This is a genomic window from Mesorhizobium sp. WSM3866, assembly GCF_002294795.1.
GTDB lineage: Bacteria > Pseudomonadota > Alphaproteobacteria > Rhizobiales > Rhizobiaceae > Mesorhizobium.
Genome location: NZ_NSGC01000002.1, coordinates 363,765 through 390,228, shown reverse-complemented (window position 1 = coordinate 390,228; position 26,464 = coordinate 363,765). Strand labels below are relative to the sequence as shown.

Here is a 26,464-nt window from a genome sequence, read left to right as displayed (position 1 = left end):
TCACGTCCTTCCAGAAAATCGGTCCGCCCACCAGGGGTTCGGATCGACGGGTTTTCCATCCTTGCGGAACTCAACATAGAGTTCCGGCGTCGCATTTCCATTCTGCGAGGCCGAGGTGCTTGCCACCCGGGCCTCTCCCATCGCGCCGATCGGCTCTCCTGCGAGCACCGACTGTCCGGTCGCGACGCTGATTCTGCTCATCCCCGCCAGGACGACATGATACCCATCGCCCGCATTGAGGATCAATAGTTGACCATAGGAGCGAAACGGCCCCGCATAAAGAACGTTTCCATCCGCCGGCGCGGTGACGATGGCCCCCGATTGTGTCGCAACCATGTCTCCCTGCATCATTGCGCCATTGCCGTCGTCGGTGCCGAAGCGCCGTTTGATCTTGCCGATGACCGGCAGCGCGATCTGGCCCTGGAGCGCCGCGAACGGGGCGGAAGCGGTTAAACGATTGCCCTCCGGCACCGGCGGCGCGGCGGGTTCCGCCGTCGATGCGGTCGTGTCGGCGTCCGCCGATTTCCGATCGGCCGCCTTGGCCTGGTCGGCCGCCTTGCGCGCCTTGTCGGCCTCGAGCGAGGCGATGAGGTCCTTGAGGCTGCTGGCCTTGTCCGCCAGCTGCTGCGAGCGCTGCCGCTCTGCTGCCAGGGCCGCTTCGGTATCGGCCTGCAGCTTCTGCTTGGCCGCGAGCAGCATGGTCAGTCGTTTCTTTTCCGCCGTCTGCTCGGTGACGGCAGCGGTAAGCCGCCCGCGTTCGGCCTCGATCGAGGCCGTCACCCGGGTCTGTTCCTTGAGATCGGCGAGCAGCCTGTCGGTCTGCTGGCGCAATTCCGGCACCACGGCGCCGAGCAGGATGGCACTGCGCACCGACGACAACGCGTCCTCCGGCTTGACCAGGATCGCCGGTGGCGGATTGAGCCCCATGCGCTGCAGCGCGCCGAGCACCTCGGCAAGTACGTCGCGCCGCGCCACCAGCGAAGCGTGCAGCTTCTCTTGCTCGGCCTTCAGTCCTTCCAATTTGGCGCCGATGTCCTCGATGTCCTGGCCGAGCTTCTGCTCGGTCATCGCCGACTGGATCAGCGCCGCACTGATCGAGGCATGGTCCTTCTTCACCGTCGCGACGTCGGCGGCAAGCTTGGCCAGCCGCTCGGAGGACAAGGAGATTTCCTTGGAGACCTGCTCGTATTCGACCCGGCTCTTGTCGGGGTCCGGTGCGACATCGAGCGAATTTTCCGCGGCCATAGCCGGCCCGAGCGCGATCAGCGCGGCGACTAGTGTCAAGCCGCAGCGGCTGCGCCAAGCGCGCGTTCTCGAATTCCAGCCTTCAGACATCAGGCCTCGACTCTATCCGCCGCTTCGTTAACGAACCATCAACCATGTTGGAGCACCCGCAACAACCGTGATGTCGGTTCATTGAGGCGGAAATCGGTGCAAGCGGACGTGATCCCCAGCTTTCGGGGTCACAGCGCGAACGATGACTCACGAGCGGTGATAGGGATGCCCGGCAAGGATGGTGGCGATGCGATAGAGCTGTTCGCCGAGCATGACGCGCACCAGCTGATGCGGCCAGGTCAGCGCTCCGAACGACAACACCAGATCGGCCTCTTCGCGCAAGGATTTGTGATGGCCGTCCGCGCCGCCGATCGCGATGACCAGCGCCTTGCGGCCGCTGTCGCGCAACTGGCCGATGCGGGCCGCCAGATCCTCCGAGGACAGCGCCTTGCCGCGTTCGTCGAGCAGGAACAGCACGTTGCCTTGCTGCAGCTGACCCTGCAGCTTCTGGCCCTCCTCGCGGCGACGTTCGTCGGCGCTCTGGCCGCGGCTCTCGGATGTCTCGACAACGCCGGCAAATTCCAGCCCGACCGCGGGCCCACTCTTGGCGAAGCGCTCGAAATAGCGGTCGGCGAGCTCTCTCTCGGGGCCGGTCTTCATCCGGCCCACGGCATGAACGGTGATCTTCATCCTCGCCTCGGCGAGCTCTCGATCGGCGCCGGACCGGAACGGTCACGGCCCGCGATACGGCTCAGTGCAAGGTCTCTTCCTCGAGATCCGGCGCCTGCCACATCTTTTCGAGATTGTAGAATTCGCGGACTTCGGGACGGAAGACATGGACGATGATGTCGCCGGAATCGATCAGGACCCAGTCGGCGCTGGCCAGCCCTTCGACGCGCGCCATGCCGAGACCGGCATCCTTGAGCGCCTTGAGGAGATGGTCGGCGACCGCCGAGACATGGCGGTGCGATCGGCCCGATGCGACGACCATATAGTCGCCGAGGCTCGATTTACCCTGGATGTCGATTGAGACGATGTTTTCGGCCTTGGAGTCTTCCAGACTGGCAAGGACTGTCTTGATGGCGAGGGAGGCAGCATCGCTTCCGCTGATCCCGGCCGGCGAAGGCACGATATCGGCCTTCTTCCGCAGTGCTGTTCTCAGTGTGTTTCCTTTCCCAATAAGAACAACCAAATCACCCGGCAAATCAGGTGACCCTGCTTAGATAGGCAGAGTTCCATTGCAGTTTCAAGACGGGCGCGCTCTCAGGGCGGCCTCGGCAGGCCGGACAGGCCCTCGGAAGGCTGAAAAGAGCGGAACCCCTGCGCGCCGCATGGGTTATCGGCACACCGGACAAAGGGGATTCCCAACCATGCCAATCGACCCGCAGAGCGCCCTCATCACGATTCAGGCCGGGCTTGCGCAGCTCAGCTCGCTGATAGTCTCCTATTCCTTCTCGGCAATCGGTGCTGTGATCCTTCTGGTTGTCGGCTACCTCGTTGCCGGCCTTGCCGAGCGATCGATCTATGCCGGGCTCGGTCATATTCACGGCTTTGACGAGACGCTGCGCCACTTCTTCTCCCAGGTCGTCCGCTACGGCATCCTGATCCTTGTCGTTATCATGGTGCTCGGCCAGTTTGGCGTGCAGACGGCTTCGATCATCGCCGCGATCGGCGCTGCCGGTCTGGCGATCGGCCTTGCACTGCAAGGTACGCTGCAGAACATCGCCGCCGGCATCATGCTGCTTGCGCTGAGGCCCTTCCGCATCGGCGAATATGTGGAGGTCGGTGCGATCGCCGGCTCGATCGAGGAGATCGGCCTGTTCGCGACCAAGCTGCGCACTGTCGAAGGCATCTACATTCTGGCGCCCAACCAGACGCTGTGGAACCAGCCGGTACGGAATTTCACCCGCAACGGCGTCAGGCGCACCGATATCAGCTTGAGCATCGGTTCATGGAACGACATCGACCGCGGGCAGAAGACGCTGCTTGCCATCGCCAATGCCGAGAAGCGCATCCGGCGCGAGCCGGCGCCGATCGCCTTCATCGCAGGGCTTGGCGAGAGCACGGTTTCACTGACCCTGCGCTACTGGACTTCCGCGGCCGACTATTTCGCCACCCAGATCGACTTGACCAAACGCGCCAAGCTGGCCTTCGACAACGAGGGCATTTCGATCCCCCTGCCGCCGCCCGAGATACCGTCCCCGGAAGTCCGCAAGCAATAATCTCGTCAGGCCTTGGCCGGCTTTGTCGGCTCCTCCGACGCGAAGGCGAGCTCCACCGGCAGGGGCGTCTGCGCCGACATCGGCGCGAAGCTGCCGGTTGCGGCAGCGGGCATCGGTCGCGCCGCAAACACCCGCCACAGCACGAACAGGCAAAACGCGGAAGCGATGGCGATGCCGACATAGATGAAGGTCCCGGTGCCGAAGACGGCGGAAAGCGCCGTCACGATGCCGGGTACGATGAAGCCGGACAGCGACCAGGCAAAGAGTAGCGAACTCGACAGCGCCAGCAGCTCTTCCTTCCTGGCGCGGTCGGCGGCGTGGGCGCTGGACAGCGAATAGATCGATTCCGATGCACCGTCCCAGATCAGGTAGATCGCCACCAGGGCCATCAGCGCGCCGCCATCGAAGGCGATGGCGAGCAGGCTCGCCGCCACCGCCAGCGCCGCCGTGCCCGCCAGCACATAGCGGCGGTCGGTACGGTCCGAGAGCCAGCCGAGCGGTATCTGCAGGATCAGCGTGCCGACCGGCATCGCCGACAAGAGCAGCGCCACCTCTGCCTGGCTGTAACCCTTGGCGGTGGCGTGGATCGGCGCAAAACCGGAAATGATCATCGACAGGCCGCCCACCGCCAGCATGCCGACGACGCCGACTGGCGAGATCCTCCACGCTTGGCCGAGCGCCACCGAAGCGGCCTGCGGCGCGGGCGGCTGGGCAAGCCGCGTCATGCCCACCGGCAGGATGGACAACGCGGTGAAGGCGATGCCGATCAGCGGCGCCGCCGCCGTCTGGATGTCGATCGCGGCGAGCGTCGCATAACCGACGCCCAATCCGGCGATATAGGCGACGTAGAACACCGCCATCACCCGGCCGCGTATGGCGTTCGGCAAGGCGTCGTTGAGCCAGCTCTGCGCGACGATGAAAAGGCCGCATATGGCGAAGCCGTAGAGCGCCCGCGCCGCGATCCACAGCAGCGGCATCGGTCCGGCGCCGATCGCCACGTTGGAGAGCGCGATCAGCGCCGAAAGCACCATGAACGCGCGGGCATGGCCGACCCGGCGCACCAAGGGTCCGGTCAGGATGCAGCCGGCGAGCCCGCCGGCCGAAAGGCCGGTGACGATCAGTCCGGCCCAGGTCGGATCGAAACCGTCGGCGCCGAGCCGCACCGGAATGAAGGCGAACATCAGCCCGTTGCCGATCGCGATCAGCGCCATCGACACGATGACGCTGGCAATGGCAATCAGCGGCGCCGATTGTCCGGGATCGGTTTGGGTCTGCGTCAGCATGCCCTCGCAGCTTGGCTGATCGGAACGCGAAAGGCCGCCGTAAAAGCGACATCGCTCGGCCCCTTGTGGAAGAAGGGTGGCCTCAGCCCTTCGCCGCCTTGCGGATCGCGGTGGAGGAAAGGGACGAGCGCGGGCCGTGGATGAAGGTCCAGGCCGGCGCCCGCATGCGGGCAAGCAGCGGCGCGTCGCCTTCGTCGACGCGGGCATAGTCGAAGGTCTTGGCGACGACCGAGGACAGGAAGGAGAGCGTGGCGCCCGGTCGGTCGATGACCGCGATCGGGAAGGTCAGCACGATCTCGCGCCAGCGCTGCCAACGATGGAAGTCGCGTAAGGAATCCGCACCCATGATCCAGACGAAGTCGACGCCTGGATTGCGCGCCTTAACCAGCGCCAGCGTGTCCGCGGTGTAGCGGACATGCTGCGCCGCCTCGAAGGCAGTGACCTTGATCTTCGGATTCCTGGCGATCCTTTCGGACAGCGCGACGCGCTCGGCGAGAGGCGCCAGCTCGCGCGCGCTTTTCAGCGGATTGCCGGGCGTCACGATCCACCAGAGCTGGTCGAGGGCCAGCCTTCTCAGCGCAACCTCGGCGACCAGCGCGTGGCCCGCATGCGGCGGGTTGAACGAGCCGCCGAACAGGCCGACGGCCAGCCCTTTGCCGGCATGCGGCATGTGGAGATAGGGCGCGGGGACGGGCTGCTCGGGCTGGGAAAGCATGACGCTAGGCACCCCCCTCTGCCCTGCCGGCCATCTCCCCCGCAAGGGCGGATATTGGCAGCTCCTTCGCAGCCGCAAATCTTGCAGTGTTGGCGACTGGCGAAACCGGGAAAATCAGCTGATCTCCCCCCTTGCGGGGGAGATGCCCGGCAGGCCAGAGGGGGGTGCCTAGGCGCAAGCTTCAGCCTCTTAGAGCAAGCGACATCAAGGCCTCACTTGCCCCGACCCGCGCACGCAGTACTTGAACGAGGTCAGCTGCTCGACGCCGACCGGTCCGCGCGCATGCATCTTGCCGGTGGCGATGCCGATCTCGGCGCCCATGCCGAACTCGCCGCCGTCGGCGAACTGTGTCGAGGCATTGTGCAACAAAATCGCCGAGTCGATCTCGCTGAAGAATGTTTCGACCGCTTGCGCATCCTCGGCGACGATCGCCTCGGTGTGATGCGAGGAGAAGGTCTCGATATGCTCGATCGCGCCCGCCACGCCGTCGACCAGCTTCACCGCGATGATCGCGTCGAGATATTCCGTCACCCAGTCGGCGTCGGTCGCCGGGCTGGCGTCGGCAAAGGCTTTCATCACCTCGGCGTCGGCATGGACCTCACAGCCGACCGCGCGCAGGGCCTTCAGGATCGGCACCAGATGGGTGGACGCGACCGCGCGGTCGACGAGCAGCGTCTCGGCGGCGCCGCACACGCCGGTGCGCCGCATCTTGGCGTTGACGGCGATCTGGACCGCCATGTCGAGCTTCGCCGAACGATCGACATAGAGATGGCAGATGCCTTCGAGATGGGCAAAGACCGGCACGCGCGCCTCGGTCTGCACGCGCCCGACTAGGCTCTTGCCGCCGCGGGGGATGATGACGTCGAGATTGCCGGCTAGGCCCTTGAGCATCTCGCCGACCGCGGCGCGGTCGGTGGTCGGCACCAATTGGATGGCGTCTTGCGGCAGGCCGGCTGCCTTCAACCCTTCGACCATGCAGGCATGGATAGCCGACGACGAATTGATCGAATCCGAGCCGCCGCGCAGGATCACGGGATTGCCGGCTTTCAGGCAGAGCGCGCCGGCATCCGCCGTCACGTTCGGGCGGCTTTCATAGATGACGCCGATGACGCCGAGCGGCGTGCGCACGCGCTCGATATGGAGGCCGTTCGGCCGGTCCCATTCGGCAATCACCTCGCCGACCGGATCCTTGAACGCCGCGATCTCGCGAATGCCGTCGGCCATCGCCTTGATGCGTGAGGGGTTAAGTTTCAGCCGGTCCATGAAGGAACCGGACAGCCCGGCTTCCTCGCCATTCGACATATCGATGGCGTTAGCCTCTAGGATCGCCTGCTCGTTGCGCAGGATGGCGTCGGCCATGGCGGCCAAGGCGTCGTTCTTGGCCTTGGTCGATGCGACGGCCAACGGTCCGGCAGCAGCGCGCGCCTTGCCGCCTATCTGTGCCATCAAACTGGCTACATCTTGGCCTTGGTGTTTGTCCAACATTTGACCGCTCCGGTGAAGCTGGTGGATTTACACGCGGTTGGGCCTCGCGGCAATGGCTGCAAAGTTGGGGGAGGCAGCATGAAGGGCGCCATAATCCTCGTTGTTCTGGGCGCGATGTTCGTGCCGACCGGGCTGCGCGCGGCCGATTACTGCGACGACAAGATCGAACCCGGCGAAAGCCCCGATGGCAAGGCTATGACCATGATGAGTTCCATATTCTCCATCGGACTCGCCGAGCGCTATTGCGGCGCACCACCGATGCCGCTTTCCCAAATCTTTGTCGTTGTTGAGGAGGCCCACGGGTGCGGTCCGCGCGCACGACTCGAGGCGAAATTCAAGAAAACGCTGGACGAAGGCGGGTCGAAGATAACGACAACCGCCGAACTCGTCCGCGAGATGCTATCAGAAGGCGGGAGCGATCTCCCTCAGGCCGAAGTAGATCGACAAGCCAAGGCCGCCATTGAAACCGAGATGGGCGGTTGCAGTGAGCTTGTGAAAATGCAGCGAGAATTTCAGGAGAGATACCGCAATCCACCCCAATGGCCACCGAAGCCCGAGAAGTAGCGACCATAAATCAATGGACCGCGTCTCAGTTGGCGGCGCCGCTTACCACAAGGTCGTCGCGATGGATCATCGCCGAGCGAGCCTCGTAGCCGAGCACATTTTCGATCTCGGCCGTCTTCAAACCCGCGATCCTTACGGCATCGGCGGCATCATAGGCAACCAGCCCGCGCGCGATCTCGCGGCCCTCGGGCGACAGGATCGCCACCGTGTCGCCGCGCGAGAAATTGCCGCTGACGAGCTTGACGCCGGCCGGCAGCAGCGACTTGCCCGATTTCAGCGCGCCGACAGCGCCGGCATCGACGGTGAGCCGCCCGGCCGGCTCCAACTGTCCCGCGATCCAGGTCTTGTAGCCCTTCACCGGGTTGGCGCTGGGGTTGAAGAAAGTGGCGCGCTCGCCGCGCTCGATCGCCATCAGCGGCGACAGGCGCGTGCCGGCGGTGATGATCATCGCGGTGCCGGCGGCGTTGGCGATCTTGCCCGCGTCGAGCTTGGTCCGCATGCCGCCGCGCGAGAGTTCCGAAGCGGCGGCGCCCGCCATCGCCTCGATGTCCGGCGTGATGCGGTCGACCACCGGAATGAACTTGGCTTGCGGGTCCTTGGCCGGCGGCGCCGTATAGAGTCCGTCGATGTCGGAAAGCAGCACCAGAAGATCGGCGCCCATCATCGTCGCCACCCGCGCCGCCAGCCGGTCGTTGTCGCCATAACGGATTTCGGAGGTCGCGACCGTGTCGTTCTCGTTGATGACCGGCACCGCCTTCATCTTGAGCAAGGTCGAGATCGTTGCGCGGGCGTTGAGGTAGCGGCGGCGCTCCTCGGTATCGCCGAGGGTCAACAGAATCTGCCCGGATTTGAGCCCGTCCCTGCCCAGCGCATCCGACCAGGCGCCCGCAAGCGCGATCTGGCCGACGGCCGCCGCCGCCTGGCTTTCCTCGAGCTTCAGCGCGCGTTTGCCGAGCCCGAGAATGGTGCGGCCGAGCGCAATGGCGCCCGAGGAGACGACGAGCACCTCCGCGCCGGCATTGGCGAGCACCGCGATGTCCTCGGCTAAAGAGGTCAGCCAATCGCGCTTCAAGCCGGTCGCGCGGTCGACGAGCAGCGCCGAGCCGATCTTCACGGTTATGCGCCGGTATGATTTCAGCGATTTCATGGGTTTTGCCGCCAGCGCGTATCGACTGGAGCGGGAACGGCATCGCGTGCCTCGGTGACCACCGCCATCAGCGCGCGCTGCACAGCCTCGACGCCTTCGCCGGTGACGGCTGACAACAGCATCGGCGCGCGGCCGACGGCGCGTTTCAGCGAGGCAGCCTTCTTCTTGCGGGCGTCCGCGTCGAGTATGTCGACCTGGCTGAGGGCGACGATCTCAGGTTTGTCGGCCAGCCCATGGCCATAGGCTGCGAGCTCGGCGCGCACGGTCTTGTAGGCCTTGCCGGGATTTTCCTCCTGCGCCGAGACGAGATGCAGCAGGACGCGCGTGCGCTCGACATGGCCGAGGAAGCGGTCGCCGATGCCGACGCCCTCATGCGCGCCCTCGATCAGGCCGGGGATGTCAGCCAGCACGAACTCGCGGCCGTCGATGCGGGCGACGCCGAGGCCCGGATAGAGCGTGGTGAAGGGATAGTCGGCGATCTTCGGCTTGGCGGCGGTGACGGCCGCAAGGAAGGTCGACTTGCCGGCGTTGGGCAGGCCGACGAGGCCGGCATCGGCGATCAGCTTGAGCCGCAGCCAGATGCTCAACTCCTCGCCCGGCTGGCCGGGATTGGCGCGGCGCGGCGCCTGGTTGGTCGAGGTCTTGAAATGCTGGTTGCCGAAGCCGCCATTGCCGCCCTTGGCGAGCAGAAAGCGTTGGCCGACCTCGGTTAAATCGCAGATCAGCGTCTCATTGTCCTCGGCGAATACCTGGGTGCCGGCCGGCACTTTCAGCGTCGCGTCGGCGCCCTTGGCGCCCGTCATGTTGCGGCCCATGCCGTGCATGCCGGTCTTGGCCTTGAAATGCTGCTGGTAACGGTAGTCGATCAGTGTGTTCAAGCCATCGACGGCTTCGATCCAGACATCGCCGCCTCGGCCACCGTCGCCGCCGTCCGGACCGCCGAACTCGATGAATTTCTCGCGGCGGAACGACATCGATCCGGCACCACCGTCGCCGGACCGGATGTAAACTCGGGCTTGGTCGAGGAATTTCATCGGATTTTCAGGTTTCTGCTATTGCGCTTGCGGGATTGCTCTAAACCAAGGTGGAGCCAAGGGCGAGGCCCGTTTGCAACTAAAGCGCCGGATGCACTTTAGCCAGGGGCGCGGTAGCACTGTTCGCGGGCGAGACCGGGAGGCGCGAATGAAGCTTGTCACTTACAACATCCAGTATGGCATCGGCCTCGACGGCAAATACGATGTCGGCCGCATCGCCGACGCGGTGCGCGGCGCCGATGTCATCGCCCTGCAGGAAGTCACCCGCAACAACCCGCGCAACGGCGACCGCGACATGGTGGCCGAGATCGGCGAAGCGCTGCCGGACTATTTTGTCGCCTATGCCAGCAATTTCGAGGTCAATATCGGCTCGCGCCTGGATGCCGGCCGCGCCGTCACCCGCACCTTCCAGCTCGGCAATATGGTGCTGTCGAAGACGCCCATTCATCTGTCGCGTAATCTCCTTCTGCCGCGCAGCCGCAGCCTGGAGCGGATGAACTTCCAGCGCGGCGCGCTGGAGGCGCTGATCGAGACGCCGCTCGGCTTCATCCGCTTCTATTCCACCCATCTCGACCACCGCAGCCCCGTCGAGCGTCAGAGCCAGATCCGTTTCCTGCGCCAGCGCCTGCTCAACTACGCGCTGGAAGGCGGCGGCCTTTCCGGCATTCCCGAAATCGGCCTGCCGGACCTGCCCTATCCGGAAGCCTTCATCGTCATGGGCGACTTCAACATGCTGCCCGGATCGCCCGAATATGTCGAACTCGCCGGACGCCCGGACCATGAATTCGGCATGCCGCTCACCGCCGATCTCGCCGTCGATGTCGCCCAGCGCTTGGACGTTTCCGGCCTCTTCACCTGGATCGACCCCAATCGTCCCAACGATGCGGGCCGCCACAAATGCATCGACTACGTCTTCACCAGCGCTTCGCTCGCCGGCTCGCTGAAGCGCCTGTGGGCCGACCGGCAGGCGCGTGGATCGGACCACCTGCCGGTCTGGGTCGAATTGGGTTGAGTCGTCTTTGAGCGCCGACGCCTAGGCGTGTTGCTATTCAGGTCAGGCTGAGCCGAAAATGACGGCTTCCGAGAACCGGAGCGGAGCGTACTGAAAGTACGCGAGCACCGGAAGCGCAGGAAACCGTCATTTGCAGGCCGGCTTCACCTGAATTTCAACATGCCTAGAAGTGCACCCAGTTGCGCAGGCTCGTCCAGGTCTTGCGGTCCAGCCGGTAGCGCTCGACCGGCACCTGGCCGGCGACGATCGAGTTCAGCATGCCCTGGCCGGCATACTGAAAGCCGCACTTGTGGATGACGCGGCGCGATGCCGGATTGATGACCCTGGTCGAGGCATGCAGCACCTGGATCGAGGTCTTCTGGAAAGCAAGGTCGACCAGCGCGTGCGCCGCCTCGGTCGCATAGCCGCGCTTCCAGTAAGGCTCGCCGATCCAGTAGCCCAGCTCCAGCCCGCGATCGGTGGTATTCAACCCCGCGCAGCCGACGAAAGTGCCGGTGCCGGCGAGCGTCAGCGCATAGGCGATGCCGGCGCGGCGCGACGAGGCCATGGCGAGGAAGGCGCGGGCCTCGGCTTCGCCGTAAGGATGCGGCATGCGGGCCAGCATTTCGGCGACGTGACGGTTGTCGGCCAGAGCGACGAGTTGCGCGAGATCGCTCTCGCGCGGAGCGCGCATGACCAGGCGCTCGGTGGCGAGCACCGGGCAATCGATCGCGTAACTTTCGTCTTCGGTGTCTTCCGCTTCGGCAACCATTTTAGTCCTCCAGGGCAAAGAAAAATGAAAAAGGAGAGATGGAAGCCCATCTCTCCTGATCCTTTTCCTGGCCTGGCCAGACACCGGTTCCCGAGATGGGCGCCGGTGTTATGGTGCGGAACCGGCTACTCCGCTGCTTTGGTGATCGGGTTTACCGAGACGTAGGTTCGGCCGTTGGCTTTTTTGTTGAAGGTGACTGCGCCGGCTTCGAGCGCAAAAAGGGTGTGGTCCGTGCCCATGCCAACGTTGGTGCCCGGATGCCATTGCGTGCCGCGCTGACGAATGATGATGTTGCCGGCGACGACGGCTTCGCCACCGAACTTTTTCACGCCGAGACGCTTGGAGTGCGAATCGCGACCGTTGCGCGACGAACCGCCAGCTTTCTTGTGTGCCATCTAACTAACTCCGATGCGCCCTGAGGCGCTTGAATGGTCTTATGAACGCGTTCGCGTTCCGTTTCAAGTGCGTACCGGCGACGATTATCGCCGACCGTCCTTACTTCTTTTTCGCCAGCTCCTTGGCCTGCTCGCGCCAATCCTTGATCTGGTCGGCGCTGAACGGCATGTGCTCGTCGATCTTGGCGACATCCTTCTCGGTCAGCTTGGCCAGCTGCGCAAAGGTGACGATGCCCTGCTCGGCGAGATCCTTCGCCGCGACGGGACCGATGCCCTTGATCACGGTCAAATCGTCCGGCTCGCCCTTCGGTGCCTTGAACAGCGGCGCGGCCTTGGCCTCTTCGCTGGCGGGAGCTTCCTTGGGGGCGGCCTCTGCCTTGGCTTCCTTCTTGGCCTTGGCCTCCTTCGGAGCGGCTTCGGCCTTCGCCTCGGCGGCGACGTCTGCCTTGGCTTCGGGCGCCTTGGCCTCAGCCTTGGCGGTGGCCTTCTTCGACGGCTTGGCGCCGCCCAGCAGGATCTCGGAGATCCGGACGGTGGTCAGAAGCTGGCGGTGGCCGATCTTGCGGCGCGAATTCTGGCGGCGGCGCTTCTTGAAAGCGATGACGGTGCGGTTCTTGCCCTGCTCGACGACTTCCGCCGTGACCAGAGCGCCATCGACGAACGGCGCGCCGAAGGTGACATTCTCACCCTCGCCATGCGCGAGAACAGTGCCGATCTCGACGATCTCGCCGACCTTGGCTTCGACTTTCTCGATCTTGAGCAGATCGTTGGCGGCGACGCGATACTGCTTGCCGCCCGTTTTGATGACTGCGAACATTTTTTGCCTTTCGCTGTTCGGTCGGCCTCGATGAACCGCTTTAGGCGGTTCGGCCGTCTTTTTGTCAGTCTGCGGGTTCAAAAAACAAGCGGCGCGGAGAAGCCCCACGCCGGATGCGGGCTGTCCCTAACCGAAGGTCGCAAGGAAGTCAAGGCGAGCGGCCCTTGCTCCTGAGCATGCCGCGGGCCGCGCGCCGGTCCGTCGCCTCGCCGACGCTTTTTCAAGAAGCGGGAAATCGGTCGACTAGGGCCTTGTAACTGCGGCGGTCAGCCGTTATCTAGTGCGCCGCGCCGGCAACGGCCGACCATGACCTCGCGGAGAGGTGGCAGAGTGGTCGAATGCACCGCACTCGAAATGCGGCATACTCGCAAGGGTATCGGGGGTTCGAATCCCTCCCTCTCCGCCAGTCAAGACCCAAAAAGCCCAGATTTCTGCGGTTCTTACTTCTGCGGCACATCCTTTCCCACCAGTTTTCCCACCAGCGCTTCAATAGGGAGTGTCGCGTACCTCATTCCTTGCTAGGTGAAGCGCGTCAGCCACGCTCTCCAATTCGGACATTTTGATCGCTAGTTTGCCAGTCGCCGTTCGGCAAACGACATGTGGTTCGTCGCCGCTACGCGGGTCCGCCTTTGCACCGCATAGCCCGTGCGCAAGGCAATTCCTGATATTAACCAGCGCCTCAAGCAATAATCCGCCCAGGCTGACATAAGCATTGCGCGCTTCTTGATGGCGGTGTTGCGACGGTAGGCAGCTACCGTTTGTCACGGATGACATGGGCCAAGGACGCTTCAATCGTCTCGTGTGCGAACTCCGTCTCGTCGCCGGCCCAATCGCGGAACGTAGAGCGGAAACCGTGCGCCGTGATGTCCGCACGCTTCATCCGGCGCAGCACAACCGTCAGCGTCATGTCAGAAAGCGGCCTGCTCACGCCCCTGGCTCCGGGCTTGCCCGGAAACACGAGCCCGAGCCTTTGGGTGGGGTCCGGCTGCATGCCCCGCAAGAGTTCGACCGCTTGCTTGGACAGCGGCACGATGTGCTCGCGGGCGGATTTGGTACGTTCGGCAGGCATCGTCCAAGTCGGGATCGCTGCATCAAGATCGAATTCCGACCAGACAGCGCCGCGAACCTCGCCCGACCGCGCGGCCGTCAGGATAAGGAGTTCAAGCGCCCTGGCAGCGTTTCCCTCGCGGGTGCGCAGTGCGGTCATGAACGCGGGCAGCTTGTCATGGTCGAGGCGTGCAAAATGGCCCTTGCTGGGTTTGACGCTATCGTTAAGTCGATCCAGCCGGACAGACAGGTCTTTGGTCAGCGCAGCCGGGTTCTCACCAGTCCGATAACCATCCGCCTTTGCGTGGGCGAGGATATCCTCCAGCCTCCCACGCAGCCGGCGCGCGGTTTCCGGCACGGCAGCCCACAAGACACGACTGCCGCCGCGCTTCGCTTCCGACTTCGGCACCTGCTTGAAAACACCCAAGATGTCATCCTGCATGATGTCCGCGAGCGGGATGTCATTCAGAGGCTTGGCATAGTCGCGCAGGGTCATTTCCCATTGCTTCTGGTGCTTGGTGTTCTTGAATTGGCGCTTGATGTCCGCCAACACCTTGTCAGCGTAAGCGCCGAACGTCATCGAGGCTTTGGCTTGTTTCTTCTGCTGGACCTGTTCCGCCTCGGCTGCCGCCTTCTCGGCTTCGATGGGGTCAATGCCAGCGCGGACCAGCCGCATGATTTCAGCGGCCCGCTCGCGCGCGTCCAGAAGGCTCAAACTGCCGGCCTTTCCCACGTCCGCGCTCCCAAGACCAGTTACGCGCCGCTTTTTTGTTGCTGGCGAAGTAAACCGAACGATCCAGCTACGGGCTCCTTTGGAATTGCCCTTGGAGGGGTTGCTGACTGTTAGATAGAGGCCGTTGCGATTGTCACTGTGCACGCCCCTTCCCAGTGTTTCGACTTCCCTTGCAGTCAGCGGACGGCGGTTTTTTGATTGAGTGGTATTCATGGTGCGCTCTTTCGTTGCGAGTTGACTGCGCCATCCTCTCCCTTGCCCTTCCACCAGTTTTCCCACCACCATCGATGGGATCGCGAAGAACCACTAGGTCCAACAGCTAACCAGTAGGAACAGGCAACGCTGAATTCTAACTCGCCCAACTAGCTGATTTCAAAAGCTAAATTTGGTAGATTTGGGCTTATTAGAAACCACAGGGAACGGTGGCGAACGCAACGAGTGCTAGCGCCTCCCTCTCCGCCATCCTGCTTCGAGCTGCGCGCTTTCGCAGGACAAGCCTCAAATCCCTTAAGAGCGAGCGAGATAGCCTCCGAAGCCTTGGCGAAGGAGCGCGACAGTCGCCCTCAGCGATATCCGAAATAGGTCATCAGCTCCTGGGCCTCACCTGCCTCGAAACGCGAGGCGAATTCCGCAGGCAGCTTCGATCGCCAGCCGCCCCTGTAGTCGGTGATCGGTTGGTTGACCTGCGTCGAACGGCGAGCCGAATGCGCCGTGCGAACTCTTCTTGCCCTTCCCCAGACGACCGGATGCCGGTGATAGTCCAGGATGGCAGCATCGAAGGCCACATCCATGAAGCGGCATAGCCGTTCGATGGAGAGCGCAGGCGACTCGATAAAGTCCTCGTAGCGCCACAACATGGCCCCGCCCCTCTCGATGCAGAGCATCGAGGCCCTGCTGTCGGCGACCCACCTTTGGAAAGCTCTGTCGAAATCGCCCTCGTAGCGCTGCCCGAGCGATGCCACGACATCACGGCCATCGCGCGTCACCACAATGAAACGGGCGTCCGGGATCGTCTCGCGTATCTGACGGGTGTAATGAATATGCCCGGGGGTTTTCTCGACCCAGACGCTCCGGCGCGAAATCGCCGCCTCAAGCAAAAGCAAGCTTAGCTTAGTCCATCTGGCGCCTTTGTCCGAGACGAAAGCGCTTGTCTCCCGCGGAACATTGAAGACATCCGGATGCGCTGCCAATATCCGGGCGAGCAAGGTCGACCCGGTATGACCGCAATCACAGATGAATATTGAGGCCCTCGGCTTTGGAATAAGCCGTACCACACCCTTGTTCACAATTCTTGTTCCCCCGGAAAGACTTTATTCGAGCTGTTTGCCTCGAAGATTGCAACAGGAATGTTTCCACAGGAACGGCGCGGAACCACCGATCGGCGCCGTTCACATTTCAGCGTGCGGCGTATCGGGTGTATCGATGAAGCGCACGCGCTTGCCGCCACGGCCTGCCAGGACGTGCTCGGCCAAGGCCTCGACGGCAGCCAGCGCGCGATGCTTCAGCCGGCGCTGAGCTTCTTCACCTGGCGCACGCTGGTGCGCGAGGCCGGCTTGCAGCCCTCGAAAGCTGTAAGCATCATGGTCGGGGCCATCCAGGGCGCAACTTGAGGGCGGGCGTTGCGCGCCGGCTGCGGGCGATTGCCGTTTGAATGCGAATGATCCGTTTTGTAGGTTGTGCGGGACGAGCGTGATGCGCCGGCCGATTGTGCCTCAACCTGATCCGCCGGATTGATGCTCCGCAATCGCGCTCAGGAAGACCTCGCCGAATTCCTTGAGCTTGGCTTCGCCGACGCCGTTCACCGCGGCGAAGGCAGCGAGGTCGCGCGGGCAGCGCTCGGCCATGTCGATCAGCGTGCGGTCGGAGAAAACGACATAGGCCGGGACTTGGCGTTCCTTCGCCAGGCGCAGCCGCAGCGCCTTGAGCGTGGCGAGCAGCGCGGCGTCCAGGTCTTCGGCGTCCGCCGCGGCCTGGGCCGAACGCGCCTTGTCGCGCAGGGAACGGTGCCGCGTCTCGACGCGATGCTCGAAGGCGATCTCGCCGCGCCCGAGCGCGCGGCCGCTCTCGGAAATGGCAAGGCCGCCATAGCCGTCCGGGTCCGGCACCAGGAACCCGCCCGCCACAAGCTGGCGGATCAGCGACAGCCACGCGGGGCGCTTGTGTGCCGCGCCGGTGCCGAAGCTGGCAAGCCTTTGATGACCTCGGGCCAGCACCTTTTCGGTCTCGTGGCCAAGCAGGATGTCGACGATGTGGGAGGCCCCGAACCGCTCGCCGGTTTGCGCCACGGCCGAAAGGATGATGCGCGCCTCGGTGCTGCCGTCCGCGCGCGGCGCCTGGCTGAGGCAGTTGTCGCAATTGCCGCAAGGCGAGGCGCCTTCGCCGAAATAGCCAAGCAGGACCTGGCGCCGGCATTGCGCCGTCTCGCAATAGCCGATCAGCGTATCCAGCCGGCCATGCGAGCGCCGCTTATGCTCCGGCGACGCATCCTCGTCGTCGATGAACAGGCGGCGCGTGCGGATGTCGCCGAGGCCGTAGAGCATATGCGCCTCGGCCGGCCGCCCGTCGCGGCCGGCACGGCCGATCTCCTGGTAATAGGCCTCGAGGCTCGCCGGCAGGTCGGTGTGGAAGACATAGGCGACGTCCGGCTTGTCGATGCCCATGCCGAAGGCGATGGTCGCCACCATGACCACGCCGGACAGCGTCATGAAAGCGTTTTGGTTCGCGTCCCGCGCCTCCTTGCTCATGCCGGCATGGTAAGCGAGCGCGGTGACGCCGTTCTTTTCGAGGAAGGCCGCCATCTCCTCTGTCTTCCTGCGCGACAGGCAATAAACGATGCCGCTCTGTCCCGCATGGCGTTCGACGAAACGCAGCAGCTGGCGCTTGCTGTCCTCCTTCGGCTCGATGGCAAGCTTGATGTTCGGCCGGTCGAAGCCCAGCACCAGCGTGTCGACACGCTCGGCAAACAGCCGCGCCGAAATGTCGGTGCGCGTCGTTTCGTCCGCAGTCGCGGTCAGCGCGATGATCGGCACTTTCGGAAAGAGGTCGCGCAGCCGCGCAAGGTCCTCATATTCGCGCCGAAAGGCTGGCCCCCATTGCGAGATGCAATGCGCCTCGTCGACGGCGATCAGCCGGATGTCGAGCCTGGCCAGCGCGTCCAGCATCCGCTCGGTTATCAGCCGCTCCGGCGCCAGATAGAGCAGACGCGTCTGGCCCGAGGCGACGCGGCGCCACGCCGCGACATTGGCATCGCGATCGAGCGAGGAGTTGATCGTATCGGCGGCGACGCCGGCGAGCCGCAGCGCCGCGACCTGGTCCTGCATCAGCGCCACCAGCGGCGAGACGACGATGGTGAGCCCGCCAAGGACCAGCGCCGGAACCTGGTAGCAGAGCGACTTGCCGGCGCCGGTCGGCATGACCGCCAGCACGTGGCGGCCGCACAGCAGCGCCTCTATCACCTCGGCCTGACCGGGTCGAAAATCGTCGAAGCCGAACACGTCCTTCAGCACGCGCCGCTTCGAATCGCGCCCCTCCGCCGCAATGCCCGCCACCGATGCCCGCCCCGCCATCGCGTTTTGCATTTGAGAGTGATTCCCGGTTTCGGCTGAGGTCACGTTCTTAAGGCGCGGATCGCCCGAACGCCATCGCAACCCGTGCTGTCCGCCGTTTTTGCCTGCCGGCGCCGCCGTCTCTGCCGGAGGTGTCGGCTCCTCCCTGCGCCGCAACCCGGCGATACCGAGATGGCAGGGCAAGGCGGTCGGCAGTGTCCACTGAGCCGAAGTTAGCAAAGGCAGGGCGCGTTAGACTCCAAGCCGGCTCCATAGATCCGCAATCAATTTTCGCAGCCCGGCAGCCCGGGGTTCCCCCGGTCGGATTTCGGCCAGCGCGATGCCGCTCTCGCCCGCAATGGCATAGAGCAGCCAGGTCCGGCCATCCTCCTCGAAAATGGCCGGATCGCGCAGCCCGTTCTCCTTGCTTCTTGCCACGCCCGCCTTGCTGCGGCGAACCGGCAGGCCGGCGCCCTCGTAGTCGGTGCCGGGTCTCAGCAATTCGGTCCTGCCGCGCACGACCCAGCGCCGCCAGTCCTTGGAAAGGTCGATGCTGCCGTAAATCACGCGCTCCGGCGCGTCGCCCTTGCGCGTATAATAGACAATCAGCGAATCCCCGTTCTTCTGCACCGCCACATGCCGCGGCCGAACCCGGCTCGAGCCCGGCAGCACGACCGGCCCTTCCTCGAAACCGGAAAGACCATCGATAGATCGGCGAAGCCTGATACTGCCGGTGCCGAAAAGCCCATACCACCAGCCGTCATGCCGAAAGATCCGCGCATAGAACGGCCCTAGCGCCTGGGGACTGGGGTTGAAGCAAAGGCCGTCGACCGATGTCGCCGCAAAGGTCGTCTGCTCGCGGCCATGTCGCTCGGGGCCGTGAAAATACATGACGATGCGTCGGGTCTGCTCGTCGACATGCACGTCGGGAGAGGCGATGTGATCCCTCAGAAAAGGACATTCGCCAAGCGAAAGCACGCCGCCCGGGTGAACGCTCCAAGGACCCTGCAGCGTATCTGAATAGGCTAGGCGGATGTAGGTGCCGTTGTGATGCGCGAAATAGAGGTGATACGTTGCGAGCCGGCCGGTCGCCCACGCCGGCATCCTCACCAGCGATGGGCCGTTTATGCTGGCTCCCTCATCGCCCGGCAGCATATCGGGCGTAATCAACGGTCCTCGCCGTTCGGCTGAAAGGCCGAGCATCGACGTCATGCGTTTGCCCACTCCGGCATGTCATAGCCGAACTCGTCACAGAACCCTCTCAGCCGGGCGAGGAAGGCGGCGGGCAGGGCTTTGAGATAGGCAAGGTATTCCTCGTTCCGTTCCCACTTCTTGAGCGATGTTGCCCGTATCGGGTTGCCGGCATCCTCGCTGAAGCGGATACGCGGCCTGAGGTCGAATGCTCGCGCGATCCTCTCCTGGACCTCGTCCGGCCGAGCGATCATGTCCTCGTAACGGACATAGACGATCGCGCGCTCCGGCTGCGCCTTTCTCAGCCGCAGCAAGGCCTCGTACTCGGCCAGCCAGCGTTCGGAGGTGACATGGAACCGGCGCTCCGCCCTGCTTTCCGGATGCGAGCTGGTGAGCACGTCGAAAGGATGGCGAACGCAATAGATCAGGCCAATGGCGGCGGGCAATTTCGCCAGATGCATATGACCCCGATCCGTGCGCTTGACGACAAGGTTGGATTCGGAGCGGTCCAACATATCCAGCTGGGTGTATTTCGCTTCGGCTCGATGGACGAAGGTGTCCTCGAAACACCCCATCAGGCGCTGGGTCAGCGTCGTGCCGCTGCGCGCGCAACCGGCAATGAATATCTTCTTGTAAGGCGCCGAGCGTCCAGCAAACCAAAGCCGCCACAGCCGCTTCACATCCAGCGCCAAGCGCCGAACCTCTCTGATCGGCCGCCTGATGGCCTTGCGCAAAAAGGCTTCTGATTTTCGTGCGACGTCCATTTCCGACTTCCGCTCCCGCCGGCTTAGTTCATACGGTGCCAAAGCTGCGGCGCGCCGTCTCTTTGGCCGATATGCCGGCAGAGTGCCAGTCCTCTTCGTTAAAGCTATCTTCACCATGTTGCGGCACCGTTGTCGCCCTGCGGCAATGTTTGAGTACCGCGGCGGCGGCGCCACGAGCGCCCAGGCAACAAACCCGCGCCTCACGGCGCGGGTTTTTCTTTGGCAACAGGAACATCGTTATAGGAAGTCGGCCCGATAAGGCGCAAAACTGTCGACCAGCCGCCCCGCCTCCAGCGCCCTGACGCCGTGCACCGGGTTGGACGGCACGATGAAGCTGCTTCCCGCTGCCAGGATCTCTGACTTGTCGTCGATGGTGACTTCGAAGCGGCCTTCGGCGACATAGCTTGCCTGGACGTGCGGATGCGAGTGCAGCGCGCCGAGGCCGCCCTTGTCGAAGGCGAATTCGACCATCATCAGTTCGGCCGTGTGCACCAGCACGCGCCGTCTGTTGCCGTCGGGCGTCGGCTCCCAGGCTTTTTCGCCGGCATGTGAAAAGAGAGGCGTCATCGCTTAGCTTCCGTTCGAAATTGGCAGAATGGTCACCGCGCCAGCCAGCCGCCGTCCACCGGCATCACCGCGCCATGCATGTAGTCCGACGCGGGCGCGAGCAGGAAAACGGCCGCGTCGCCGATGTCGCCCGGCCGGCCCCAGCGCCCCGCGGGAATGCGTCCGAGGATGGCGGCGCTGCGGTCGGGGTCGGCGCGCAAGGCTTCGGTGTTGTTGGTTTGGATATAGCCCGGTGCGATGCCGTTGACGTTTATGCCTTTCGCCGCCCATTCGCAGGCGAGCAGCCTCGTGAGGCCAAGCACACCATGTTTCGAAGCGGTGTAGGAGGCGACGCGGATGCCGCCCTGGAAGCTCAGCACCGAGCCTATATTGACGATCTTGCCGCGCCGCCCGGGCTCGGCCAGCACGCGTCTGGCAAAACTCTGGCAAAGCCGGAAGACCGTCTTCAAATTGATGTCCATCACCTCGTCCCAGTCGGCTTCGGTCAGATCGACCGCGTCGGCGCGCCGTATGATGCCGGCATTGTTGACCAAGCCGTCGAGCGGTCCCTTCTCGTCCCATATCCGGTCGAGCATGACGGCAGCCGCGGCAGGATCGCCGAGATCGGCGGCCACGGTTTCGAACTGGCCACCAATGGCCGCGATCTTCTCCGCGGTTTCATCCATCGCCGAGCGCCCGATGCCGATGACGGCGCCGCCGGCGCGCGCGACCGACACGGCAATGCCTTGGCCGATGCCGGTGTTGGCGCCGGTGACGAGGATGCGTTTTCCCGCAAGGCTGAAGGCGAAAAGATCGCTCACTTGAGCTGGTCCATCGCCACCTGGTCGACGTCGATATGGTCGACATTGTCGCCGGCCGTGGCCCAGTTGAAAGCGCCGGTGTGTGTCTGGTCCATCTCTACCTTGCTCGAATGATTATCCGGTCGACGCAGCCGCCACGGACTTTGCGTAATAGGCCTGCCGCGCCTGCAGGCGCTCGCGGTAGCGCTGCTGGCTCGAGGTGAGATGTGCCCGCATCGCCTCGCGCGCGGCTTCGGCGTCGCCCGCCGAAATCGCATTGAGGATCACCAGATGCTCGCGTTGCAGGCCACGCTGGTACTCGTCGGACTGGACGAGCTCGGCCGACCAGGGCGAGGTTACGTCGCAGGGGATGGCGCGGCGGCCGAGCACGTCGAGCATCTCGACATAGAACGGGTTATTGGTGGCGCTGGCGATCGCCCTATGGAAGGCGAGATCCGCCGGACCGGTCGGCTGGCTGGCGAGCAGGAGCCGCTCGAACTCGAAGAAAGCCTCCTGGATTGCCGCCTCTTGCGCCGCGTTGCGGCGGATGGCGGCAAGGCCGGCCGATTCGATCTCGATCGCCAGCCGCACCTCGAGCACGTTGAGCGCGATCGAATCCTTGGCGCCCATATCGGCGGCTAAAACGCCGAGCGTGGTGGAGATGTGTTCGGTTACGAAGACGCCGGCGCCCTGCCGCGCCTCGACGAGACCGTCGGCGGCAAGCTTTGCCAGCGCCTCGCGAATGACGGTGCGGCTGACGCCGAAGGTTTCCGTGAGCTGCCCCTCGGTCGGCAGCTTGTGCCCGGGCGGGATCTCGCCCGCCAACAGCTGCTTGCGGATCGCCGCGACCACCGTTTCCGACAGCTTCGGCTTCCGTTCGACCCTGAGATCCGTCGTGGGCCCGGCCACGTCGCACTCCCCTATCTGAACGCCCTATTTGAGGACGCCTACTTGAAGACACTTGGCAACCACAGCGAGATCGCGGGAATATACGTCACCAGCGCCAGAACCACGATACCCGCGCCTTAGAACGGCCAGTTCGAGCGTATCGCTTCCCAGACCGTGATCTTGCCGAACTTCATGCCCTTCAAATCCTGGCGCCCGGCTCAGAGCCGGTACGCCTTCTTGGCAAGCGTGTAGGCAAGCTCGCGCGCCAGCTCATGCGCTTCCTCCTCGCGCAGCCGATGTTCGGCGACGAGCCGCGCCAGGAAGGCGCAGTCGACACGCCGCGCGACGTCGTGGCGCGCCGGGATCGATGGAAAGGCGCGCGTGTCGTCGTTGAAGCCGACCGTATTGTAGAAGCCCGCCGTCTCGGTGGTCATTTCGCGGAAGCGGCGCATGCCTTCCGGGCTGTCGTGGAACCACCAGGCCGGCCCAAGCTTCAGCGCCGGATAGACGCCGGCGAGCGGCGCCAGCTCGCGCGCATAGCTCGTCTCGTCGAGCGTGAACAGGATGATCGTCAGGTCACGCTCCAGCCCGACGCAGTCGAGCAGCGGCTTCAGCGCCGTCACATAGTCGGTCCGGGTCGGGATATCGAAGCCCTTGTCGCGGCCGAATTTCTGGAAAACAGCCGGCGAATGATTGCGCCACGACCCGGGATGGATCTGCATTACCAGCCCGTCGTCGCGGCTCATCTTGGCCATCTCGGTCAGCATCTGGGCGCGGAACAGTTTTCGCTCGCGCTCGTCTTCCGAGCCGCGGCGGATGCTGTCGAACAGTTCCTGCGCCGCCGTGTCGGAAAGATTGGCGGTGTCGGCGGTCGGATGGCCGTGATCGGACGAGGTGGCGCCGAATTCCTTGAAATAGGCGCGGCGTTTTCGGTGCGCCTCGAGATAGCCGGCCCATGTGCCGGTGTCGCATCCGGTGATTTCGCCCAGGCGATCGAGATTGGCTAGAAACCCTTCGAAATCGGGATCGACCACGGCGTCCGGCCGGTAGGCGGTAACGACGCGGCCCTGCCAACCGCTGTCACGGATCATCCGATGCCATTTGAGATCGTCGAGCGCCCCTTCGGTGGTGGCGATCACCTCGATGTTGAAGCGCTCGAACAGCGCCCGCGGCCGATAGTCGGCGCGCTGAAGAAGCGCGGCGATCGTGTCGTAGCACCGATCAGCGGTGCTGGCGTTGAGCGGTTCGTCGATGCCGAACAGGTGCTCGAACACATGGTCGAGCCAGAGCCGGGTCGGCGTGCCGCGGAAGAGATAGTAATGCTCGGCAAAGCGCCGCCAGATCGTTCTGCCGTCGGTCTCGACCGGCGCTCCGTCGAGCGTCGGCACGCCGAGCTTTTCCAGCGGCACGCCCTGGCTGAACAGCATGCGGAAAATGTAGTGGTCCGGGACGATCAGGAGCTGCGCGGGGTCGGGAAAGGGCTCGTTGAGCGCATACCAGCGCGGGTCCGTGTGGCCATGCGGGCTGACGATCGGCAGGTCCTTGACCCCTGCATGAACGGCGCGAGCCAGCGTTCGCGTTTCCGGCGCGAACAACAGGTCCGGATCAGTCAATGCAGCCACTTCGCTCCTCCCAGGCTGCCCCATTGGTGGATTAGCAAACAACATTGTCAACATACAAAAACCAGCCAGTTGTATGATGACTTTTGCATAAGGCCCGGCCATTGTACCGGGCAGCGGCGGGTGCTACGCCGCTGCCGCCATTCCTGCCAGGCTCGACGCGCCGATCGGAGACTTCAAACCCAATGAACAGCCGTCTGTCGAACGCCTCGATCGCGCAGCTGCCGGGCGCAATCGCCGCACCCCGCTACGATCGCGGCGCCGTGACGCCCGGCATCGTCCATCTCGGCGTCGGCGCCTTCCATCGCGCTCATCAGGCGGCCTATGTCGACGCCTGCCTGGCGGATGGCGATACGGGTTGGGGCATCATTGGCGTCTCGCTGCGCAGTCCCGATACACGCGATGCGCTGTCGCCGCAGGACGGGCTTTACACACTGGCGGTGAGGGAAAGCGCCGGCGAGCAGTTGCAGATCATCGGCTCGATCCTGTCGTTGCTGGTGGCGCCCGAAGATCCGGACGCTGTGCTTACCGCGCTCACCGATCCGCGCACCCGCATCGTCACGCTGACCATCACCGAAAAGGCCTATCTAAGGGCCGCCGACGGCAGGCTCGACGAAACTCATCCCGACATCGTCCACGATCTGGGAAACCCTGGATCGCCGAAGACGGCGCATGGTTTCCTGGCCGAGGCGCTTGCGCGCCGCCGCGCCGCCGGCACGCCGCCCTTCACGGTGCTGTGCTGCGACAACCTTCCGGCCAACGGCGCCACGCTGCACCGCCTGCTGATCGAGTTCGCGAAACTGCGCGACTTACGGCTCGCTCGACAGGGCGATGCCGGGCTCGCTCGACAGGGCGATGCCGGGCTCGCTCGACAGGGCGATGCCGAACTCGCCAGCCATGTCGCCAACGAAGTGGCCTTCCCGTCTTCCATGGTCGACCGCATCGTGCCTGCGACCACCGACGCCGACCGGGCGCGCATCGCCGGCGAGCTTGGTCTCGAGGATGCCTGGCCGGTGATGACCGAGCCGTTCCGGCAATGGGTGATTGAGGATCGTTTCCCCACCGGGCGGCCGGCCTGGGAGAAATTCGGCGTCACCATGGTCGAGGATGTCGGTCCCTTCGAGGACATGAAGCTGAGACTGCTCAACGGCGCGCATTCCGGCATCGCCTATCTCGGGCTGCTCAGCGGCCACGCGACCGTCGACCGCGCCCTCGCCGACCCGTCGATCCGACGGTTTGTCGACGCATTGTGGGCCGAAGCCGTGCCGACGCTGCCCCAGGATGCAGGCCTTGATACCGCCGCCTACACCGCCGAGCTCGCCCAGCGCTTCTCCAACACCGCGCTTGCTCATCGCACCGCGCAAATCGCTAATGATGGCAGCCAGAAGCTGCCGCAGCGCATCGTCGCTTCCGCGCTTGCCCGGCTGGAGGCGGGCCTGCTGCCGGAACATCTGTCGCTGGTTGTCGCCGCCTGGATCGCCGCATGCTCCGCGCGCGGTGGCAGCTTGCCCGAGGGTCATTTCACCGACCCGCTCGACGACGCCCTCAGCAACCTGTTCGGCCGCAATCTGCCGGCGGCAACAATGGCCGAGGCCGTGTTCGACCTCGCCGGCTTTGCCAAAGATCATCCGGAGCGACAGAAATTGATCGAGTTTGTCGCCACGCATTTCGTCCATTTCAAGCAGGGCGGTCCGAAGCTGGCTCTCGCGGCGCTCGGCATCGGCAAGGAACCGCCCCGGCTGGCCGAGTAGCGCGTCTCTGAACCGAGACTACTCGCCCGACTCGTTCACGACCTGCCGTGCGGCAGAGTAGGCCCCGTCCAGAACAGGCGCACTGCCTTGCCAACGAGATTGCCGTACGGCACCGTGCCCGGTGAAGCGGCTGTCGGCCAAATTGTCGCGATTGTCGCCGAGCATGAAATATTCATCAGGCGGCACGACGATTTCCGGCGTGTCGTCGCCTGCCGAACTCGTGTCGGGGTCGATCACCCAAACAAGAAGATAGAGCGGCTCGCCGTTTGCATGAAACCGCAAGACACCCTGACAAGCAGGGCGAACTGTCTCCCAAACGAGAAAACGGGCAAACGAGGCAAACAAAAAAGCGGGGCAAGCCCGCTCTCTTTCAGTCCATCCTAAGATGCCGCCGTCAGGCCGGCAGCAGCGCGCCTTCCAACGTGGTGAGCTGGCTGAGAAACTGCTCTGCCTTGCTGCGGGCTTCGTCGTCCTTGGCGTCGGCGGCGTCTTCCCTGGCTTCCTGGATGCGGCGGGCGAGATCAGCGCGGTCGATGTCGCCGACGGCAACCGCCGATTCGGCCAGCAGCGTGCAGCCGGAAGGCAAGATGTCGGCGAAGCCGCCGAACACGACGTAGCGCTCTTCCTTGCCTGCCGCTGTTTTCACCGTGACGACGCCGGGCTTGATCGTGGTCATGACCGGAGCGTGCTGCGCCATCACGGTCATTTCGCCTTCGGCGCCCGGGATGACGACGGACTCGACCTGCTCGGAAACGAGCAGCCGCTCCGGCGAGACCAGTTCGAACTTGAAAGCTTCAGCCATGCCAATCTAACGAGTAGGGAATAGCGAGTAGCGAGTAGTGAAAAACTCGGCCGGCCCACTGATCCCTATTCGCTACTC

At 64.2% G+C, this 26,464-nt stretch carries 26 protein-coding genes, 1 tRNA gene and 1 pseudogene; 6 read left to right on the top strand and 22 right to left on the bottom strand.

What is annotated here, in order from left to right; translation table 11 throughout:
• The 3 genes from CK222_RS06080 to rsfS all read right to left on the bottom strand — a co-directional run bounded on the left by CK222_RS06080 (position 1) and on the right by rsfS (position 2,404).
• Complete coding sequence (locus CK222_RS06080; RefSeq protein ID WP_095799738.1) at positions 1 to 1,335, bottom strand: murein hydrolase activator EnvC; 1,335 nt, start codon at positions 1,333 to 1,335, stop codon at positions 1 to 3.
• A gap of 147 nt (positions 1,336 to 1,482) precedes the next feature.
• The gene (gene rlmH / locus CK222_RS06075; protein WP_095799737.1) at positions 1,483 to 1,965 is read right to left on the bottom strand and encodes a 23S rRNA (pseudouridine(1915)-N(3))-methyltransferase RlmH; all 483 of its coding nucleotides are present in this window, start codon (positions 1,963 to 1,965) and stop codon (positions 1,483 to 1,485) included.
• Positions 1,966 to 2,026: 61 nt separating this feature from the next.
• The gene (gene rsfS / locus CK222_RS06070; protein WP_059189846.1) at positions 2,027 to 2,404 is read right to left on the bottom strand and encodes a ribosome silencing factor; all 378 of its coding nucleotides are present in this window, start codon (positions 2,402 to 2,404) and stop codon (positions 2,027 to 2,029) included.
• A 241-nt stretch (positions 2,405 to 2,645) separates the two neighbouring features.
• On the opposite strand from rsfS, the gene CK222_RS06065 reads away from it, so the two are divergent.
• Positions 2,646 to 3,497 carry a mechanosensitive ion channel domain-containing protein gene (locus tag CK222_RS06065; protein WP_095799736.1) on the top strand — a complete coding sequence of 284 codons (852 nt, stop codon included), beginning with the start codon at positions 2,646 to 2,648 and terminating at the stop codon, positions 3,495 to 3,497.
• A gap of 5 nt (positions 3,498 to 3,502) precedes the next feature.
• Here CK222_RS06065 and CK222_RS06060 read toward each other — a convergent pair whose 3' ends face one another.
• The 3 genes from CK222_RS06060 to CK222_RS06045 all read right to left on the bottom strand — a co-directional run bounded on the left by CK222_RS06060 (position 3,503) and on the right by CK222_RS06045 (position 6,980).
• Positions 3,503 to 4,780: an MFS transporter gene (locus CK222_RS06060; protein ID WP_095799735.1), complete on the bottom strand. Its 1,278-nt coding sequence runs from the start codon at positions 4,778 to 4,780 to the stop codon at positions 3,503 to 3,505.
• 82 nt (positions 4,781 to 4,862) lie between these two features.
• Complete coding sequence (locus tag CK222_RS06055; protein WP_095799734.1) at positions 4,863 to 5,450, bottom strand: nicotinate-nucleotide adenylyltransferase; 588 nt, start codon at positions 5,448 to 5,450, stop codon at positions 4,863 to 4,865.
• Between the two features lie 249 nt (positions 5,451 to 5,699).
• On the bottom strand, positions 5,700 to 6,980 hold the full coding sequence (locus tag CK222_RS06045; protein ID WP_095799732.1) for a glutamate-5-semialdehyde dehydrogenase: 1,281 nt from the start codon (positions 6,978 to 6,980) through the stop codon (positions 5,700 to 5,702).
• Positions 6,981 to 7,058: 78 nt separating this feature from the next.
• On the opposite strand from CK222_RS06045, the gene CK222_RS06040 reads away from it, so the two are divergent.
• On the top strand, positions 7,059 to 7,544 hold the full coding sequence (locus CK222_RS06040) for a hypothetical protein (RefSeq protein WP_095799731.1): 486 nt from the start codon (positions 7,059 to 7,061) through the stop codon (positions 7,542 to 7,544).
• A gap of 25 nt (positions 7,545 to 7,569) precedes the next feature.
• Here the strand turns inward: CK222_RS06040 and proB are convergent, their stop codons facing one another.
• Together proB and obgE are read right to left on the bottom strand one after the other, a co-directional pair.
• Positions 7,570 to 8,691 carry a glutamate 5-kinase gene (gene proB / locus CK222_RS06035; protein ID WP_095799730.1) on the bottom strand — a complete coding sequence of 374 codons (1,122 nt, stop codon included), beginning with the start codon at positions 8,689 to 8,691 and terminating at the stop codon, positions 7,570 to 7,572.
• Positions 8,688 to 9,725, bottom strand: a complete 1,038-nt coding sequence (gene obgE / locus CK222_RS06030) for a GTPase ObgE (protein ID WP_095799729.1) — start codon at positions 9,723 to 9,725, stop codon at positions 8,688 to 8,690. The genes proB and obgE overlap by 4 nt, the downstream gene beginning before the upstream one ends.
• 148 nt (positions 9,726 to 9,873) lie before the next feature.
• Between obgE and CK222_RS06025 the strand changes: the two genes are divergently transcribed.
• Complete coding sequence (locus CK222_RS06025) at positions 9,874 to 10,737, top strand: endonuclease/exonuclease/phosphatase family protein (RefSeq protein WP_067319561.1); 864 nt, start codon at positions 9,874 to 9,876, stop codon at positions 10,735 to 10,737.
• Positions 10,738 to 10,900: 163 nt separating this feature from the next.
• Here the strand turns inward: CK222_RS06025 and CK222_RS06020 are convergent, their stop codons facing one another.
• From CK222_RS06020 to rplU, 3 genes are all read right to left on the bottom strand, one after another.
• Entirely contained in the window at positions 10,901 to 11,488 is a 588-nt protein-coding gene (locus CK222_RS06020) for a GNAT family protein (protein ID WP_067001577.1), read from the bottom strand.
• Positions 11,489 to 11,613: 125 nt separating this feature from the next.
• Complete coding sequence (rpmA, locus tag CK222_RS06015) at positions 11,614 to 11,883, bottom strand: 50S ribosomal protein L27 (protein WP_040991608.1); 270 nt, start codon at positions 11,881 to 11,883, stop codon at positions 11,614 to 11,616.
• Between the two features lie 100 nt (positions 11,884 to 11,983).
• Positions 11,984 to 12,700 carry a 50S ribosomal protein L21 gene (gene rplU, locus CK222_RS06010; RefSeq protein ID WP_067001574.1) on the bottom strand — a complete coding sequence of 239 codons (717 nt, stop codon included), beginning with the start codon at positions 12,698 to 12,700 and terminating at the stop codon, positions 11,984 to 11,986.
• A gap of 316 nt (positions 12,701 to 13,016) precedes the next feature.
• On the opposite strand from rplU, the gene CK222_RS06005 reads away from it, so the two are divergent.
• Positions 13,017 to 13,106 (top strand) — tRNA-Ser (locus tag CK222_RS06005).
• Between the two features lie 345 nt (positions 13,107 to 13,451).
• On the opposite strand, the gene CK222_RS06000 is transcribed toward CK222_RS06005, so the two are convergent.
• Together CK222_RS06000 and CK222_RS05995 are read right to left on the bottom strand one after the other, a co-directional pair.
• Positions 13,452 to 14,693 (bottom strand): site-specific integrase, encoded by a 1,242-nt coding sequence (locus tag CK222_RS06000; protein WP_176477578.1) that lies wholly within the window; start codon positions 14,691 to 14,693, stop codon positions 13,452 to 13,454.
• Positions 14,694 to 15,043: 350 nt separating this feature from the next.
• The gene (locus tag CK222_RS05995) at positions 15,044 to 15,577 is read right to left on the bottom strand and encodes a sulfotransferase (RefSeq protein WP_176477577.1); all 534 of its coding nucleotides are present in this window, start codon (positions 15,575 to 15,577) and stop codon (positions 15,044 to 15,046) included.
• Between the two features lie 249 nt (positions 15,578 to 15,826).
• Between CK222_RS05995 and CK222_RS05990 the strand changes: the two genes are divergently transcribed.
• Positions 15,827 to 16,090, top strand: coding sequence for a hypothetical protein (locus CK222_RS05990; RefSeq protein ID WP_095799726.1), 264 nt, complete (start codon positions 15,827 to 15,829; stop codon positions 16,088 to 16,090).
• Positions 16,091 to 16,192: 102 nt separating this feature from the next.
• Here the strand turns inward: CK222_RS05990 and recQ are convergent, their stop codons facing one another.
• The 7 genes from recQ to uxaC form a co-directional block, all read right to left on the bottom strand.
• On the bottom strand, positions 16,193 to 18,046 hold the full coding sequence (gene recQ / locus CK222_RS05985; RefSeq protein WP_095799961.1) for a DNA helicase RecQ: 1,854 nt from the start codon (positions 18,044 to 18,046) through the stop codon (positions 16,193 to 16,195).
• Positions 18,047 to 18,277: 231 nt separating this feature from the next.
• Entirely contained in the window at positions 18,278 to 19,237 is a 960-nt protein-coding gene (locus CK222_RS05980) for a hypothetical protein (protein ID WP_067324979.1), read from the bottom strand.
• Entirely contained in the window at positions 19,234 to 19,980 is a 747-nt protein-coding gene (locus CK222_RS05975) for a sulfotransferase (RefSeq protein WP_067324977.1), read from the bottom strand. Before CK222_RS05975 ends, CK222_RS05980 begins: the two co-directional genes overlap by 4 nt.
• 237 nt (positions 19,981 to 20,217) lie before the next feature.
• Positions 20,218 to 20,547 carry a cupin domain-containing protein gene (locus CK222_RS05970; protein WP_095799725.1) on the bottom strand — a complete coding sequence of 110 codons (330 nt, stop codon included), beginning with the start codon at positions 20,545 to 20,547 and terminating at the stop codon, positions 20,218 to 20,220.
• Positions 20,548 to 20,579: 32 nt separating this feature from the next.
• Positions 20,580 to 21,347, bottom strand: coding sequence for a 2-dehydro-3-deoxy-D-gluconate 5-dehydrogenase KduD (gene kduD / locus CK222_RS05965; RefSeq protein ID WP_095799724.1), 768 nt, complete (start codon positions 21,345 to 21,347; stop codon positions 20,580 to 20,582).
• A 114-nt stretch (positions 21,348 to 21,461) separates the two neighbouring features.
• A complete protein-coding gene (locus CK222_RS05960; RefSeq protein ID WP_095799723.1) occupies positions 21,462 to 22,235 on the bottom strand; it encodes a FadR/GntR family transcriptional regulator in 774 nt (257 codons plus the stop codon).
• Positions 22,236 to 22,432: 197 nt separating this feature from the next.
• A complete protein-coding gene (uxaC, locus tag CK222_RS05955; protein ID WP_095799722.1) occupies positions 22,433 to 23,836 on the bottom strand; it encodes a glucuronate isomerase in 1,404 nt (467 codons plus the stop codon).
• A 182-nt stretch (positions 23,837 to 24,018) separates the two neighbouring features.
• On the opposite strand from uxaC, the gene CK222_RS05950 reads away from it, so the two are divergent.
• On the top strand, positions 24,019 to 25,584 hold the full coding sequence (locus tag CK222_RS05950; RefSeq protein WP_095799721.1) for a mannitol dehydrogenase family protein: 1,566 nt from the start codon (positions 24,019 to 24,021) through the stop codon (positions 25,582 to 25,584).
• Between the two features lie 35 nt (positions 25,585 to 25,619).
• On the opposite strand, the pseudogene CK222_RS32185 reads toward CK222_RS05950, so the two are convergent.
• Together CK222_RS32185 and CK222_RS05940 are read right to left on the bottom strand one after the other, a co-directional pair.
• Positions 25,620 to 25,803: pseudogene (locus CK222_RS32185) on the bottom strand (S26 family signal peptidase); the annotation flags it as partial.
• A gap of 175 nt (positions 25,804 to 25,978) precedes the next feature.
• Positions 25,979 to 26,386 (bottom strand): F0F1 ATP synthase subunit epsilon, encoded by a 408-nt coding sequence (locus CK222_RS05940; protein ID WP_067001534.1) that lies wholly within the window; start codon positions 26,384 to 26,386, stop codon positions 25,979 to 25,981.
• Positions 26,387 to 26,464: the final 78 nt, after the last annotated feature.

Coding starts and splice junctions, on each gene's coding strand:
- rlmH (WP_095799737.1), bottom strand. CDS start 1,965: ATGAAGATCACCGTTCATGCCGTGGGCCGGATGAAGACCGGCCCCGAG.
- recQ (WP_095799961.1), bottom strand. CDS start 18,046: ATGGCGGGGCGGGCATCGGTGGCGGGCATTGCGGCGGAGGGGCGCGAT.
- CK222_RS05980 (WP_067324979.1), bottom strand. CDS start 19,237: ATGACGTCGATGCTCGGCCTTTCAGCCGAACGGCGAGGACCGTTGATT.
- CK222_RS06025 (WP_067319561.1), top strand. CDS start 9,874: ATGAAGCTTGTCACTTACAACATCCAGTATGGCATCGGCCTCGACGGC.
- proB (WP_095799730.1), bottom strand. CDS start 8,691: ATGAAATCGCTGAAATCATACCGGCGCATAACCGTGAAGATCGGCTCG.
- CK222_RS06040 (WP_095799731.1), top strand. CDS start 7,059: ATGAAGGGCGCCATAATCCTCGTTGTTCTGGGCGCGATGTTCGTGCCG.
- CK222_RS05975 (WP_067324977.1), bottom strand. CDS start 19,980: ATGGACGTCGCACGAAAATCAGAAGCCTTTTTGCGCAAGGCCATCAGG.
- CK222_RS05950 (WP_095799721.1), top strand. CDS start 24,019: ATGAACAGCCGTCTGTCGAACGCCTCGATCGCGCAGCTGCCGGGCGCA.
- rpmA (WP_040991608.1), bottom strand. CDS start 11,883: ATGGCACACAAGAAAGCTGGCGGTTCGTCGCGCAACGGTCGCGATTCG.
- CK222_RS06065 (WP_095799736.1), top strand. CDS start 2,646: ATGCCAATCGACCCGCAGAGCGCCCTCATCACGATTCAGGCCGGGCTT.
- CK222_RS06000 (WP_176477578.1), bottom strand. CDS start 14,693: ATGAATACCACTCAATCAAAAAACCGCCGTCCGCTGACTGCAAGGGAA.
- CK222_RS05940 (WP_067001534.1), bottom strand. CDS start 26,386: ATGGCTGAAGCTTTCAAGTTCGAACTGGTCTCGCCGGAGCGGCTGCTC.
- CK222_RS06060 (WP_095799735.1), bottom strand. CDS start 4,780: ATGCTGACGCAGACCCAAACCGATCCCGGACAATCGGCGCCGCTGATT.
- CK222_RS06080 (WP_095799738.1), bottom strand. CDS start 1,335: ATGTCTGAAGGCTGGAATTCGAGAACGCGCGCTTGGCGCAGCCGCTGC.
- obgE (WP_095799729.1), bottom strand. CDS start 9,725: ATGAAATTCCTCGACCAAGCCCGAGTTTACATCCGGTCCGGCGACGGT.
- CK222_RS06045 (WP_095799732.1), bottom strand. CDS start 6,980: ATGTTGGACAAACACCAAGGCCAAGATGTAGCCAGTTTGATGGCACAG.
- CK222_RS06055 (WP_095799734.1), bottom strand. CDS start 5,450: ATGCCGCATGCCGGCAAAGGGCTGGCCGTCGGCCTGTTCGGCGGCTCG.
- CK222_RS05970 (WP_095799725.1), bottom strand. CDS start 20,547: ATGACGCCTCTCTTTTCACATGCCGGCGAAAAAGCCTGGGAGCCGACG.
- rplU (WP_067001574.1), bottom strand. CDS start 12,700: ATGTTCGCAGTCATCAAAACGGGCGGCAAGCAGTATCGCGTCGCCGCC.
- CK222_RS06020 (WP_067001577.1), bottom strand. CDS start 11,488: ATGGTTGCCGAAGCGGAAGACACCGAAGACGAAAGTTACGCGATCGAT.
- CK222_RS05990 (WP_095799726.1), top strand. CDS start 15,827: ATGTTTCCACAGGAACGGCGCGGAACCACCGATCGGCGCCGTTCACAT.